Below are 14,082 nucleotides of genomic sequence, written 5' to 3'. Positions count from 1 at the left end.
GCGCGTCTGAGGCAGCAACTTCGGGGATGTTGTGCGGATCTTGCGCGGGGCGCGGCGCGGCGCGGCGCGGGGCGGCGCGGGGCGGGGCGGGGAGCGGACACGCGGAAGCCCTCGGTCCCGGGTGGGACCGAGGGCTTCCGGAACGCGTCAGCTCAGCCGGCCTGCTCGGCGAGCTGGAGGAACTGCCGCTTGGCGGCGAGGGCCTGCTCGGCCTCCTTGATCCGGCGCGCGTCCCCGGCGCTCTGCGCCCGGGCCAGCCGGTCCTCCGCCTCCGCCACCTGCGCCCGCATCTGGGCGAGCAGCGGGTTGTCCTCCTTGGTGGTGCGGCGCCACGCCGAGTCCATCACCTCGCGGACCTTGTCGTCGATGGCGCGCAGCCGGCGCTCCAGCCCGGCGGCGGCCTCCCGGGGAACCCGGCCGGCCTCGTGCCACTGGGCCTGGATGTCCCGCAGCTTGGCCTGGGCGCCCTTGGGGTCACCGTCGATGTCCAGCGCCTCGGCCTCGGCCAGCAGCGCCTGCTTGCGCTCCAGGTTGCCGCGCTGCTCGTTGTCCCGGGCGGAGAAGACCTCGCTGCGCCGGGTGAAGAAGGCGTCCTGCGCGGCCCGGAACCGTTCCCAGAGCTTCTGCTCGGCCTCCTTGGAGGCGCGCGGCGCGGCCTTCCACTGGGTCATGAGTTCCTTGAGCTGGTTGGCGGTGGCCGCCCACTCGGTGGAGTCGCTGAGCTTCTCCGCCTCGGCGACCAGCTCCTCCTTGGCCGTCTGCGCCTGCTTGCGCTGCGCGTCCAGGGAGGCGAAGTGGGCGCCGCGGCGCCGGGTGAAGCCGTCCCGGGCGGCGGCGAACCGCTTCCACAGCTCGCCGTCGGTCTTCTTGTCGACCCCGCGGATGGTCTTCCACTCGTCGAGGATCTCCTTGAGCCGGTCCCCGGCGGTCTTCCAGCCGGTCGACTCGGCGGCGAGCTTCTCGGCCTCCTCGACCAGCGCGGTCTTGCGCGCCAGGGCCTCGCCGCGAGCGGCGTCCCGGGCGGCGCGAGCCTCACCGGCCTTCTCCTCGGCGAGGGTGGCCAGCTTGTCCAGCCGCGCGGCCAGGGCGTCGATGTCGCCGACCACGTGGGCTTCGGGCAGCGTGGCGCGGATCCGCTTGATCGTGCTCAGCGAATGCCCGGCGTCCGCCGCTCCCGAGTTGAGCCGCGCCTCGGTCAGGTCCACTTCGGTCACCAGGTCGGCGAAGCGGCGTGCGAAGTGCGCCAGGCCCTCCTCCGGTGCTCCCGCCTGCCAGGATCCGACCACCCGCTCGCCCTCGGTGGTCTTGACGTACACGGTGCCGTCCGCGTCCACCCGTCCGAAGGCAGTCCAGTCGCTCATGTGCCCATCCTCGTTCTCCCGGCGTCGAGGGAACTGGCCCCCGCCGCCGCCACGGCGCAGTCAAGTTGCTTCCGGCATTGTCACAGGTCCGACCCGGTCCGCGTCGAGCGCCTATCGCCGACCGTGACCATACGGTGTCCTAGGGCGCGAATGACCGTATCGGCGCGGAGACGCACCGGGCATTCCCGCTACGGTGAACGGGTGCCACTGGTCGCCGCCGCCGTCTGCCCCCATCCGCCCCTGCTCGTGCCCCAGGTGGCGGGTGCCGCCGCGCCCGAGTTGGACGACCTGCGGGCGGCCTGTGACAGTGCCGTCGGAGGGCTGTTGGCCGCCGATCCGGACGCCGTGGTGCTGCTCGGCGCCGGCCCGGCGACCGGCCCGATCGCGTCCCCGGCCACCGGCTCCCTCCAGCCCTGGGGCGTCGACCTGGACGTGCCGCTGACCCCCGGGCAGCCCGATCGTGGCGCGGTGCTGCCGTTGAGCCTGACCATCGGCGCGTGGCTGCTGGCCCGGCAGGGCGTGCGGGCGCCGGTGACGGCCGTGCAGGTGGCCGCCGATGCCGGCCCGGCCGAGCTGGCCACCCTCGCCGAGGAGGTCAACGCCGCCGGCACCCGGGTGGCACTGCTGGCGCTCGGGGACGGCTCGGCCTGCCGGGGCGAGAAGTCCCCCGGGTACGACGACCCGCGCGCCCACCCGTACGACCAGCGGGTCGCCGCGGCCCTGGCCGGGGCGGACGTGGACGTCCTGCTGGAGCTCGACCCGGGTCTGTCCGCGGAGCTGAAGGCCGCCGGTCGGGCGCCCTGGCAGGTGCTCGCGGGGGCGGCCCGGTCGGCCGGCGCGTGGCGCGGCGAGCTGCGCTACGACGCCGCTCCCTACGGTGTCGCGTACTTCGTGGCGTCCTGGGAGCGCGCGTGAGCGGCGACGGGCCCCGCCCGGTCGGCACGGTCGTGGCGGTGGTCGGCCCGACGGCCGCGGGCAAGTCGGCACTGAGCATCGCGCTGGCGCACGCCCTCGACGGGGAGGTGGTCAACGCCGACTCGATGCAGCTCTACCGGGGAATGGACATCGGCACCGCCAAGCTGACCCCCGCCGAGCGGGACGGGGTGCCCCACCACCTGCTGGACATCTGGGAGGTCACCGAGCCGGCGAGCGTCGCGGAGTACCAGCGGCTGGCCCGTGCGGCGGTGGACGACATCCTGTCGCGGGGCCGGGTGCCGCTGCTGGTGGGCGGCTCGGGGCTGTACGTGCGGGCGGTGCTGGAGCACTTCGACTTCCCCGGCACCGACCCGGCGCTGCGCGAGCGGCTGGAACGTGAGCTGGCCGACGTTGGGCCGGCGCCGCTGTACGCGCGGCTGCGCGCCGCCGACCCGGTCGCCGCCGAGAGCATCCTGCCCGGCAACGGCCGCCGGATCGTCCGCGCCCTGGAGGTGATCCAGCTCACCGGTGCGCCGTTTGCGGCGTCGCTGCCGGAGCCGACGCCGTACTACCCGTCCGTGCAGCTCGGGGTCGACCTGGACACCGCGCTGCTCGACGAGCGGATCGCACTGCGGGTCGACCGGATGTGGGCCGACGGCCTGGTGGACGAGACCCGTGGGCTGGTCGGGCGGGGTCTGCCCGAGGGGCGGACGGCCAGCCGGGCGCTCGGCTACCAGCAGGTGTTGCGCATGCTCGCGGGTGAGCTGACCGAGGCGCAGGCGCACGAGGAGACGGTCCGCGCGACGCGGAGGTTCGTCCGCCGGCAGCGGTCCTGGTTCCGGCGCGACCCTCGGGTCCACTGGCTGGATTCGGCGATGCCGGGCCTGATCGAGGCCGCCCTGCGTCTGGTGCCGGCCGCTGCGCGATGATGGGGGCGTGGAGTTCACCAAGGGCCACGGCACCGGCAACGATTTCGTCCTCCTTCCCGACCCGGACGGTCAGCTCGACCTGACCCCGGAGCTGGTCGCGGCGCTCTGCGACCGGCGGCGCGGCATCGGCGCGGACGGTGTGCTGCGGGTGGTCCGCGCGGCCAAGCATCCCGACGGCGCCGGGCTGGCCGGTGAGGCCGAGTGGTTCATGGACTACTGGAACGCCGACGGCTCGTTCGCCGAGATGTGCGGCAACGGCGCCCGGGTCTTCGTCCGCTACCTGCTCGACACCGGGCTGGCCACGCCCACGGGCGCGGCGCTGCCGGTGGCCACCCGGGCCGGCGTCGTGCGTGCGCTGGTCGAGGGCGGCACCGTCTCCGTCGAGATGCGCCGCCCCCGGCTGTACGACGAGGCCACCGCCACCCTGGGCGGGCTGACCCTGCCCGGCACCGCCGTGGACGTCGGCAACCCGCACCTCGTCTGCGTCCTGCCCCTGGGTGTGGAGCTGTCGGCGCTGGACCTGACCACCGCGCCCGGGTTCGACCCGGAGGTCTTCCCGAGCGGGGTGAACGTGGAGTTCATCGTGGCGGGCGACCCGGTCGACGCCACCGACACCCACACCCTCATGCGGGTCTACGAGCGCGGCAGCGCCGAGACGTTGTCCTGCGGCACCGGTGCCTGCGCAGTGGGCGCTGTGGCCCTGCGCGACGCCGGCCGGGACACCGGGGTGGTCGCCGTGGACGTCCCCGGCGGCCGTCTGACGGTCACCGTCACGGCCGACTCCTGTTGGCTGTCCGGCCCGGCCGTCCTGGTAACCACGGGCGAGGTCGACCTCTCCACCCTGCCCGCCGCCGTCTGACGCTGAGCGGTCCGCATCTCCGGCTGCCGTCGGTCGTCAGTCGCCCTTTGCTCTGCTTCACCCCGCGCAACACCCGATGTCCGATTACCGGACACCGGGTGTTGCGGTGGTTGAAGCAGAGCAAAGCGAGGGAGACGACCCCTTCCGGGCCGGCTCCCTCGCTCCCGGCGTCACACGCGGGCCGGACTGCTCGTCAGGGGGTTGCGCTGGCGTTGGCGGCGATCTCCGGGAGGTCGGCGGGGCCGGGGTCGGCGGCCGGCAGCGGGCTCGGGTTGTGGGCGGCGGCACGGACGGCGGCGGCGACGGCCGGGGCGACCCGGGAGTCGAAGACACTCGGCACGATCACCGTCGGGTTGATCTTCTCCTCGCCGACCACGTCGGCGATGGCCCGCGCGGCCGCGATCGCCATCTCCTCGGTGAACTCCTCCGCGTGCGCGTCGAGCATGCCGCGGAAGACACCCGGGAAGGCGAGCACGTTGTTGATCTGGTTCGGCTGGTCGGAGCGACCGGTGGCGACAACCGCGGCGTACTTGCGCGCCTCCCGCGGGTCGACCTCCGGGTCCGGGTTGGCCAGCGCGAAGACGATCGAGTCCTTGGCCATCGCGGCGATGTCGTCGCCGGTCAGCAGGTTCGGCGCGCTCACACCGATGAACACGTCGGCGCCCCGGATCGCGCCCGGCAGGTCACCGGAGTAGTTCTCCTTGTTGGTGTTGTCCGCCAGCCACTGCCAGGCCGAGTTGAGCCCGGCCTGCCCGCGGTGCAGGGCACCCTCCCGGTCGTACGCGATGATGTCGCCGACGCCCTGGCGCAGCAGCAGCTTCATGATCGCGGTGCCGGCCGCGCCGGCCCCGGAGACGACCACCCGGACGTCCTCAAGCCGCTTGCCCACCACCCGCAGCGCGTTGGTCAGCGCGGCCAGCACGCAGATCGCGGTGCCGTGCTGGTCATCGTGGAAGACCGGGATGTCCAGCGCCTCGCGCAGCCGGGCCTCGATCTCGAAGCAGCGCGGCGCGGCGATGTCCTCCAGGTTGATGCCGCCGTAGGCCGGCGCGATCGCCTTGACGATCTGCACGATCTCGTCGGTGTCCTGGGTGTCGAGGACCACCGGCCAGGCGTCCACCCCGCCGAAGCGCTTGAACAGCGCGGCCTTGCCCTCCATCACCGGCAGCGACGCGGCCGGCCCGAGGTTGCCCAGCCCGAGCACCGCCGAGCCGTCGCTGACCACCGCGACGGTGTTGCGCTTGATCGTCAGCCGGCGGGCGTCGGCCGGGTTCTCGGCGATCGCCATGCAGACCCGGGCGACCCCGGGGGTGTACGCCCGGGACAACTCGTCGCGGTTGCGCAGCGCGACCTTCGAGGTCACCTCGATCTTGCCGCCCAGGTGCAGCAGGAACGTCCGGTCCGACACCTTGCGCACGTCCACGCCGTCCAGCGCGGTCAGCGCGTCGACCACCTGGTCGGCGTGGCTCGCGTCGGCGGTGTCGCAGGTGAGGTCGACGATCACGTGGGTCGGGTCCGAGTCCACCACGTCCAGCGCTGTGACGATCGCCCCGGCCTCGCCGACCGAGGTGGTCAGCCGGCCGATCGAGGAGGCGTCCGCGGTCACGGCGATCCGGATGGTGATCGAAAATCCGGCGCTCGGCAGTCGGGTGATGGCCACGGGATCCCTCCGTCACGGCTGAGCGGCCGATCGGCCGCCGCCCCGCATTTCTACCGGGTTGTCGAGGTCGGCCGGCATTCGCCCCCACTTTTGGCGACCCTCGGCACGGGCATATAGCGGGTGCGCTGAGCGTTGGGTCATGTCAGGATTACTTTCTACTTATCAAAACGGACAGGAGAACCGCTTGCGAGACCAGGAGAGCTTTGTCCCCGTCGAGGACGAGCTCGACGACGTCACCACCGGCGAGATGGAGCTGTCGGAGCGGCAGTCGCTACGACGCGTACCGGGCCTCTCCACCGAGCTCACCGACATCACCGAGGTGGAATACCGCCAGCTGCGGCTGGAGCGGGTCGTCCTGGTGGGTGTCTGGACCGAGGGCACCGCGACCGACGCGGAAAATTCCCTCACCGAGCTGGCCGCGCTGGCCGAGACCGCCGGTTCCCAGGTGCTCGAAGGGCTGATCCAGCGCCGCACCCGACCCGACCCGGCCACCTACATCGGCCGTGGCAAGGTCGACGACCTCGGTGCGGTGGTGCTCTCCACCGGCGCCGACACCGTCATCTGTGACGGGGAGCTGTCCCCGTCCCAGCTGCGCAACCTGGAACAGCGCACCAAGGTCAAGGTGGTCGACCGCACGGCGCTGATCCTCGACATCTTCGCCCAGCACGCCAAGAGCAAGGAAGGCAAGGCGCAGGTCGAGCTGGCCCAGCTCGAATACCTGCTGCCCCGACTGCGCGGTTGGGGTGAGACGCTGTCCCGGCAGACCGGTGGTAGCGGTCGCGGCGGTGGCGCTGGCGGCGGCGTGGGTCTGCGTGGTCCCGGTGAGACCAAGCTGGAGACCGACCGGCGCCGGATCCGTACCCGCATCTCCCGGCTGCGCCGCGAGATCAAGGGCATGAAGACGGTACGCCAGACCAAGCGCGCTCGCCGTTCCCGCAACGCCGTTCCCGCGGTGGCCATCGCCGGCTACACCAACGCCGGCAAGTCCAGCCTGCTCAACCGGCTGACCGGTGCGGGCGTCCTGGTGGAGAACGCGCTGTTCGCCACCCTGGACCCGACCACCCGTAGGGCCACGGCCTCCGACGGGCGGCTCTACACCCTCTCCGACACGGTCGGCTTCGTCCGGCACCTGCCGCACCAGATCGTCGAGGCGTTCCGCTCGACGCTGGAGGAGGTCGCCGAGGCGGATCTGGTGGTGCATGTCGTCGACGGCACCCACCCGGACCCGGAGGAGCAGGTCCGGGCGGTCCACGAGGTGCTCGCCGAGGTGGGCGCGGACCGGCTCCCCGAGCTGCTGGTGGTCAACAAGACCGACGCGGCCGACGAGGACACGCTGCTCCGGCTGAAGCGTCTCTGGCCGGACGCGATCTTCGTCTCCGCGCACTCCGGGCGGGGCGTCGACGGGCTGCGCGAGGCGATCGAGGAGCGTTTGCCGCGCCCGGCCGTGGAGGTCCGCGCGGTGCTGCCGTACGACCGGGGCGACCTGGTGGCGCGGGTGCACCGCACCGGCGAGGTGCTCAGCACGTCGCACCTGCCGGAGGGCACCCTGGTGCACGTCCGGGTCGGTGCGGCGGTCGCGGCCGAGCTGGCGCCGTTCGACGTCGAGCGGCAGGGGCAGGCGGCCGTCGTGGCGTCCTGAGCGCCCACGGCGTCATCCAACGGAAACGCGTGGCATGCGACACTGGCCGAATGCGCCGCGTTGTTTCCTCGGTCACGGTTGCCCTCGGCCTGCTCGGGGCAACCGTGGCGCTCGCCGGAGTCGCCGTTGCGGCCCCCGCTCCCGGATCGTCCGAGCCGCCGGCAGCCACGCCCGGTAAGAAGCGCTGCACGATCGTCGATGAGCGGCTGCGGGAGCTGTCCGGGCTGGTGGTCACCAAGAGTGGCTACATCGTCGTCAACGACAGCACCGACAACGCGGCACGCAAGCGGGTCTTCTTCCTGGACAGCAAGTGCAAGATCTCGAAGGAGCCGGTCCGGTACTCCGGGCAGGGCCCGTTCGACACCGAGGACCTGGCCCTGTCCAAGGACGGCGGCACCCTCTGGATCGCCGACACCGGCGACAACACCACCTCGAAGGAGCGCCGGACCCGGGTCGCACTCTGGTCGATGCCGGTCACCGGCGCCAAGCAGCCGGTGCTGCACCGTCTCTCCTACCCCGAGGGCAAGCCCCACGACGCCGAGGCGCTGCTCATCGGCGACGACGGCAAACCGCTGATCATCACGAAGGTGACCAGCGGCAAGGCCGAGATCTACACGCCGGCGGCGGCGTTGAAGACCGGCGACACCGACCCGGTGCCGATGCGCAAGGTCGGCGACATCTCGCTGCCCCAGACGCAGACCGAGAACCCGCTCAACACGTTCGGTCGGGTCGCGATCACCGGCGCCGCACGCTCGCCGGACGGCACGCGGGTGGTCCTGCGCACCTACGCGGACGCCTTCGAGTACGACGTGGCCGGCGGTGACATCGTCGCTGCGCTCACCACCGTGAAGCCCCGGGTGACGCCGCTCGCCGACCCGTTCGGTGAGGCCATCAGCTACACCTCGGACGGCAAGACCTTCCTCACCGTCTCCGACGGTCAGCGGTTCACCGAGGAAGAGACGGTCGACATTCTCAGCTACACGCCGTCCACCTCCACGGCGGCGCCGCTGGCGGCCGCCGGTGGTGCCAAGCCGGCCGCCTCGAAGTCCTGGATCGACGGGTTGAGCTTCAACGACATCACGTACCTGGTCGGTGCGGTCGGGTTGGTCGGTCTGCTGCTGGTCGGTGCCGGCATCATCGGCATCCTCCGGGCCCGCCGACGGCCACCGGCCGCCGACACGTCCGATCCGGACGAGCGGCCCGTCAACCCGCGGGGCGGCCGTGGCGACGATGGTTTCCCGGCGGCCGGCGACCGCCCGGGCGGCGTCTACGGCGGTGGCCCGCCCGCCGGTGGTGGGGTCTACGGCGGGGGCCGTGGCGGTCCGGCCCCGGCCGGTGGCGCGGTGTACGGCGGTGGCCGCCCGGCGGCTGCCGATGGTGGCTACGGTCCGGCCCGGCCGGGCGGCGGCGGGGCCGGTGGTGGTGTCTACGGCGGCGGTCGTCCCCCGGCGGGTGGCGGTGGCCGGCCGGCGGGTGGCGGCGGGGGGCGTCCCCCGGGCGGCGGTGGTCGTCCCGGCGGTGGGGTGTACGGCGGCGGTGGTGGCCAGCCCGGCACCGGTCGTGCCGAGCCGCCCCGGCGTGGCGGGCCGGAGCCCGACTACCGTGGTCAGCGACCTGGCCGCAGGCGGGACGAGGACGTGCCCGGTGACCCGTACGGGCAGTATCCCGGGGGCGGTCGCGGCCACCGGGGCGACCGCTACTGACGCCAGCGCGGGTGAGCGTCGGCGACACCCACCCGCGGACCGGTCAGATGCGGCGCAGCACCGCCACGACCCGACCCATGATGGTGGCGTCGTCGCCGGGGATCGGGTCGAAGGCCGGGTTCTGTGGCATGAGCCAGACGTGCCCGTCGCGCCGCCGGTAGGTCTTCACGGTCGCCTCGCCGTCGAGCATGGCGGCCACGATCTCACCCGAGTCGGCGGTCGGCTGCTGCCGGACGACCACCCAGTCGCCGTCGCAGATCGCGGCGTCGAGCATCGAGTCGCCCTTGACCTGGAGCATGAAGACCTCACCCTCGCCCACCAGCTCGCGGGGCAGCGGGAAGATGTCCTCCACGGCCTGCTCGGCGAGGATGGGGCCACCGGCGGCGATCCGGCCGAGCATCGGCACGTACGCCGGGGTCGGCCGCTGCGCGCGGCTCAGCTCGTCGTCGATGGCCTCGCTGGGGGCGCGGACGTCCACCGCGCGCGGCCGGTTGGGGTCGCGGCGCAGGAAGCCCTTCTTCTCCAGCTCCTTGAGCTGGTAGGCGACGCTGGACGGCGACACCAGGCCGACCGCCTCGCCGATCTCGCGAACGCTCGGCGGGTAGCCGTGCCGCTCCACCCAGGTGCGGATGAACTCCAGGATGCGGCGCTGGCGGGCGGTCAGGTCGACCGTCGCCGGGTCGGGGAAGGCGCTGACCACCGGTGTGACCGGGCGCACGGCGGGCTGACCCGTCCGGCTGCGCGCGGCGGTGCGGCGTCGGGTGGCCGGGGGGCCCGCCTCGGTGATCTGCTGCGGGCTCTTCGGCCGGCTGGCCCGGTCCTCGGTCACGTCCGTCCTCCCTGGTCGGCGCTGGGTGCCTCGTCGGCTCGTGGTGCGTGCGGTGGTGCCACGGCAGGTGCTGAGGGTGGTGCGTCGCCGGGTGTCCTGAAGATCCATCGCGCCCGGTTGTTCCTGACCGTATAGGTGAGATCGGTCATTTTCAAACATCTGTACGACCTCTCACCGGCGTGTCGGGGTGAAAAACCGCTCCGGTCGTACGGATGTTCTGATAAATGGTACGTCGGATAGCACGGGTGTTCGATCGTCGGCTGGTTTCCGGGCTACTCCGGCCTGTCGGCCGGTAACTCGGGCGGGGTCCCGGCGTTGGGTCTTCCGGCGGAGCGGACGGGTCCGGATGACCGGATGGTCCGTGACGCGCCGGACACGCCGGCCAACTTGACCCCGGTTCGCCAGCGACATACGGTCGACCCCTAGATGTAGTAGTGACACGGGCGTAAGTTGCCTACAGGTTGGGTCCGACTACCGACCGCACTCCCGTAACGTCGATCACGGAGGGCACCATTCGACGGTGCACCGCCGTGGTGGGTCGTGTCCGGAAGTGCTCGGTTGCACCACGAGTTGATCATTTATTTGGAGGTGGGCGATGCGGTGTCCGTACTGCCGGCACGCTGACTCCCGGGTGGTCGACTCGCGGGAGGCCGACGACGGCCAGCTCATCCGACGGCGACGGTCCTGCCCGGAGTGCGGCAAGCGGTTCACCACCGTCGAGGAGGCGGTCCTCGCGGTCGTCAAGCGCAGCGGGGTGACCGAGCCGTTCAGCCGAACGAAGATCATCGGCGGGGTGCGCAAGGCGTGCCAGGGTCGGCCGGTCGACGAGGACTCGATCGCCCTGCTGGCCCAGAAGGTCGAGGAGACCGTACGGGCCAAGGGCGCGGCCGAGATTCCCAGCCACGACGTGGGCCTGGCGATCCTGGGCCCCCTGCGGGACCTGGACGAGGTGGCGTACCTGCGGTTCGCCAGCGTCTACCGGTCCTTCGACTCGCTCGCCGACTTCGAGCAGGAGATCGAGACATTGCGGGCCGCCGCCCGCGCCCGGGAGGGCGTGGCGGAGGCCGGGGCGGCGGGGACCGCCGGCCGTACCAATTGAGGTTTGTGTTGCTGACAGGTGGACGCGCGGCGGGTGACCGCGTGGACGAGGGGGCGGATGAGATGTCGGGGGATGGTGTGACGACAAGCAGGTCACGGAACAAGGCCAGCGCGAGCGCCGGGCTGAAGATCGAGCGCGTGTGGACGACGGAGGGGGTCCACCCGTACGACGAGGTCAGCTGGGAGCGCCGCGACGTCGTGATGACGAACTGGCGGGACGGCTCGATCAACTTCGAGCAGCGCGGGGTGGAGTTCCCGGAGTCGTGGAGCGTCAACGCGGCCAACATCGTGACCACCAAGTACTTCCGGGGCGCGGTGGGCACCCCGGAGCGGGAGTGGTCGCTCAAGCAGCTGATCGACCGGGTGGTCGGCACCTACCGCACAGCCGGTGAGGAGTACGGCTACTTCGCCAGCCCCGCCGACGCCGAGATCTTCGGGCACGAGCTGACCTGGATGCTGCTGCACCAGGTGTTCAGCTTCAACTCGCCGGTCTGGTTCAACGTCGGCACGCCGTCGCCGCAGCAGGTCAGCGCCTGCTTCATCCTGGCCGTCGACGACTCGATGGACTCGATCCTCGACTGGTACAAGGAGGAGGGGCTGATCTTCAAGGGCGGCTCCGGCTCCGGGGTCAACCTGTCGCGGATCCGCTCGTCCCGCGAGCTGCTCTCCTCCGGTGGCACCGCCTCCGGCCCGGTCAGCTTCATGCGTGGCGCGGACGCCTCCGCCGGCACCATCAAGTCCGGCGGCGCGACCCGCCGGGCGGCCAAGATGGTCATCCTCGACGTCGACCACCCGGACATCGAGGAGTTCGTGGTCACCAAGGCGCGCGAGGAGAACAAGATCCGCGCCCTGCGTGACGCCGGGTTCGACATGGACCTGGGCGGCGCCGACATCGTCAGCGTGCAGTACCAGAACGCCAACAACTCGGTGCGGGTCTCCGACGAGTTCATGTCGGCGGTCGAGAACGGCGGCGGCTTCGACCTGCGCGGCCGGCTGGACGGCGCGGTGATCGACACGGTCGACGCCAAGAAGTTGTTCCGCACCATCTCCCAGGCCGCCTGGGAGTGCGCCGACCCCGGCCTGCAGTACGACGACACCATCAACGACTGGCACACCTGCCCGGAGACCGGCCGGATCACCGCGTCGAACCCGTGCTCGGAGTACCTGCACCTGGACAACTCCTCGTGCAACCTGGCCTCGCTGAACCTGATGAAGTTCCTCAAGGCCGACGGCAGCTTCGACGTGGAGAAGTTCGTCAAGTCGGTCGAGTTCGTCATCACCGCCATGGACATCTCGATCTGCTTCGCCGACTTCCCGACGGAGAAGATCGGTGAGACCAGCCGCGCCTACCGGCAGCTCGGCATCGGCTACGCCAACCTCGGCGCGCTGCTGATGGCCTCCGGGATGCCGTACGACTCGGAGCAGGGCCGCTCGGTCGCCGCGGCGATCACCTCGCTGATGACCGGCACCGCCTACCGCCGCTCCGCCGAGCTGGCCGGGGTCGTCGGCCCGTACGACGGCTACGCCCGCAACGCCGAGCCGCACAAGCGGGTCATGCGCAAGCACGCTGCCGCCAACGACGAGATCAAGCCGGCCGGAACGGTGGCCACCGCAATCGTCCGCGAGGCGACCAGGCAGTGGACCCAGGGCAACAAGATCGGCGACAAGTTCGGCTGGCGTAACTCGCAGGCCAGCGTCCTCGCGCCGACCGGCACCATCGGCTTCATGATGGACTGCGACACGACCGGCGTGGAGCCGGACCTGGCGCTGGTCAAGTTCAAGAAGCTGGTCGGCGGTGGCTCGATGCAGATCGTCAACCAGACCGTTCCGCGCGCGCTGCGCAGCCTCGGCTACCCCGAGGAGCAGGTCGAGGCGATCATCGAGCACATCGCCGACCACGGCCACGTGGTGGACGCCCCGGGCCTCAAGCCGGAGCACTACGCGGTCTTCGACTGCGCGATGGGCGAGCGCTCCATCGCCCCGATGGGCCACGTGCGGATGATGGCGGCGATCCAGCCGTTCGTCTCCGGCGCCATCTCCAAGACGGTCAACATGCCGGAGGCGGCCACCGTCGAGGACGTCGAGAAGATCTACTTCGAGGGCTGGAAGCTCGGCCTCAAGGCGCTGGCGATCTACCGGGACAACTGCAAGGTCGGCCAGCCGCTGTCGGTGGCCAAGTCCAACAAGACGGCCGCCCCGGCCGCCGTCGAGGCCGCGCCGGTCGTCGAGAAGGTCGTCGAGTACCGGCCGGTGCGCAAGCGCCTGCCGAAGAAGCGCCCCTCCGAGACGGTCTCCTTCTCCGTCGGCGGCGCCGAGGGCTACCTCACCGCGTCGTCCTACCCGGACGACGGTCTCGGCGAGGTCTTCCTCAAGATGTCCAAGCAGGGCTCCACCCTGGCCGGTGTGATGGACGCCTTCTCGGTGGCCATCAGCATCGGTCTGCAGTACGGCGTGCCGCTGGAGACGTTCGTCAGCAAGTTCACCAACATGCGCTTCGAGCCGGCCGGTATGACCGACGACCCGGACGTGCGCATGGCGGCGTCGGTGATGGACTACATCTTCCGTCGCCTGGCGCTGGACTTCCTGCCGTACGAGCGCCGCGCCGAGCTGGGCATCTTCACCGCCAGCGAGCGGGCCGCCCAGCTGCGGGCCGAGGCCGACGCGGAAGCAGCCGGCGTCACCGGCGCGGAGCTGACCGCGATGGCGTCCTCGGCGCCGGTGGAGGCCCCGGCCAAGCCGGAGGCCGTCGCCCAGCCGGCCCAGGAGATGGCCGACGCTGCTGTCGCCAAGCCGGCTCCGAACGTGGGTTCCAGCACCGAACTGCTGGAGGCCGTGATCGGCAAGGCCGCCGACGCGCCGCTCTGCTTCACCTGCGGTACGAAGATGCGCCCGGCCGGTAGCTGCTACGTCTGCGAGGGCTGCGGCTCCACCAGCGGCTGCAGCTGACGTACGCGAAATCGCGCTGCCCCGGCCTCCGTCATCGGAGGTCGGGGCAGTTCGCTCTGGGCCCTTCGCAGGTCCCCACCGATGGGATCTCGCCTGAAGCCGGTATACCTGAGCGGCATATTTATGACTCTGAGGTATACCGC

The 14,082-nt window shown here is 71.6% G+C and carries 10 protein-coding genes; 7 read left to right on the top strand and 3 right to left on the bottom strand.

Annotation, left to right across the window (positions count from 1 at the left end; translation table 11 throughout):
- Nucleotides 1-152 precede the first annotated feature (152 nt).
- Complete coding sequence (locus ACTWLT_RS05010) at nucleotides 153-1,361, bottom strand: DUF349 domain-containing protein (RefSeq protein WP_445317316.1); 1,209 nt, start codon at nucleotides 1,359-1,361, stop codon at nucleotides 153-155.
- 150 nt (nucleotides 1,362-1,511) lie between these two features.
- Between ACTWLT_RS05010 and ACTWLT_RS05005 the strand changes: the two genes are divergently transcribed.
- Genes ACTWLT_RS05005 through dapF form a run of 3 tightly spaced genes read left to right on the top strand, consistent with a single transcriptional unit; the run spans nucleotide 1,512 to nucleotide 4,064 of the window.
- A complete protein-coding gene (locus tag ACTWLT_RS05005; protein WP_445317315.1) occupies nucleotides 1,512-2,276 on the top strand; it encodes a class III extradiol dioxygenase subunit B-like domain-containing protein in 765 nt (254 codons plus the stop codon).
- Entirely contained in the window at nucleotides 2,273-3,205 is a 933-nt protein-coding gene (gene miaA, locus ACTWLT_RS05000; protein WP_445317314.1) for a tRNA (adenosine(37)-N6)-dimethylallyltransferase MiaA, read from the top strand. Before ACTWLT_RS05005 ends, miaA begins: the two co-directional genes overlap by 4 nt.
- Nucleotides 3,206-3,212: 7 nt before the next feature.
- Nucleotides 3,213-4,064 (top strand): diaminopimelate epimerase, encoded by an 852-nt coding sequence (gene dapF, locus ACTWLT_RS04995; protein WP_445317313.1) that lies wholly within the window; start codon nucleotides 3,213-3,215, stop codon nucleotides 4,062-4,064.
- Nucleotides 4,065-4,257: 193 nt separating this feature from the next.
- On the opposite strand, the gene ACTWLT_RS04990 is transcribed toward dapF, so the two are convergent.
- The gene (locus ACTWLT_RS04990) at nucleotides 4,258-5,724 is read right to left on the bottom strand and encodes an NAD-dependent malic enzyme (protein ID WP_445317312.1); all 1,467 of its coding nucleotides are present in this window, start codon (nucleotides 5,722-5,724) and stop codon (nucleotides 4,258-4,260) included.
- A gap of 184 nt (nucleotides 5,725-5,908) precedes the next feature.
- Here ACTWLT_RS04990 and hflX point away from each other — a divergent pair, with 184 nt between their 5' ends.
- A complete protein-coding gene (hflX, locus tag ACTWLT_RS04985; protein ID WP_445317311.1) occupies nucleotides 5,909-7,363 on the top strand; it encodes a GTPase HflX in 1,455 nt (484 codons plus the stop codon).
- A 50-nt stretch (nucleotides 7,364-7,413) separates the two neighbouring features.
- The gene (locus tag ACTWLT_RS04980) at nucleotides 7,414-9,066 is read left to right on the top strand and encodes a hypothetical protein (RefSeq protein ID WP_445317310.1); all 1,653 of its coding nucleotides are present in this window, start codon (nucleotides 7,414-7,416) and stop codon (nucleotides 9,064-9,066) included.
- Nucleotides 9,067-9,109: 43 nt separating this feature from the next.
- On the opposite strand, the gene lexA is transcribed toward ACTWLT_RS04980, so the two are convergent.
- Nucleotides 9,110-9,895, bottom strand: a complete 786-nt coding sequence (gene lexA, locus ACTWLT_RS04975) for a transcriptional repressor LexA (RefSeq protein ID WP_425746158.1) — start codon at nucleotides 9,893-9,895, stop codon at nucleotides 9,110-9,112.
- 595 nt (nucleotides 9,896-10,490) lie between these two features.
- On the opposite strand from lexA, the gene nrdR reads away from it, so the two are divergent.
- Both nrdR and ACTWLT_RS04965 read left to right on the top strand, forming a co-directional pair.
- Nucleotides 10,491-10,994, top strand: a complete 504-nt coding sequence (gene nrdR / locus ACTWLT_RS04970; protein WP_363751613.1) for a transcriptional regulator NrdR — start codon at nucleotides 10,491-10,493, stop codon at nucleotides 10,992-10,994.
- Between the two features lie 62 nt (nucleotides 10,995-11,056).
- Nucleotides 11,057-13,939, top strand: a complete 2,883-nt coding sequence (locus tag ACTWLT_RS04965; protein ID WP_252416573.1) for a vitamin B12-dependent ribonucleotide reductase — start codon at nucleotides 11,057-11,059, stop codon at nucleotides 13,937-13,939.
- Nucleotides 13,940-14,082: the final 143 nt, after the last annotated feature.

The organism is Micromonospora yongxingensis, assembly GCF_052601155.1.
The sequence above is the reverse complement of the archived record's forward strand: the minus strand, read 5'-3'. Positions and strand labels throughout refer to the sequence as shown.

Coding starts and splice junctions, on each gene's coding strand:
- ACTWLT_RS05005 (WP_445317315.1), top strand. CDS start 1,512: ATGACCGTATCGGCGCGGAGACGCACCGGGCATTCCCGCTACGGTGAA.
- ACTWLT_RS04965 (WP_252416573.1), top strand. CDS start 11,057: ATGTCGGGGGATGGTGTGACGACAAGCAGGTCACGGAACAAGGCCAGC.
- ACTWLT_RS05010 (WP_445317316.1), bottom strand. CDS start 1,361: ATGAGCGACTGGACTGCCTTCGGACGGGTGGACGCGGACGGCACCGTG.
- ACTWLT_RS04980 (WP_445317310.1), top strand. CDS start 7,414: ATGCGCCGCGTTGTTTCCTCGGTCACGGTTGCCCTCGGCCTGCTCGGG.
- nrdR (WP_363751613.1), top strand. CDS start 10,491: ATGCGGTGTCCGTACTGCCGGCACGCTGACTCCCGGGTGGTCGACTCG.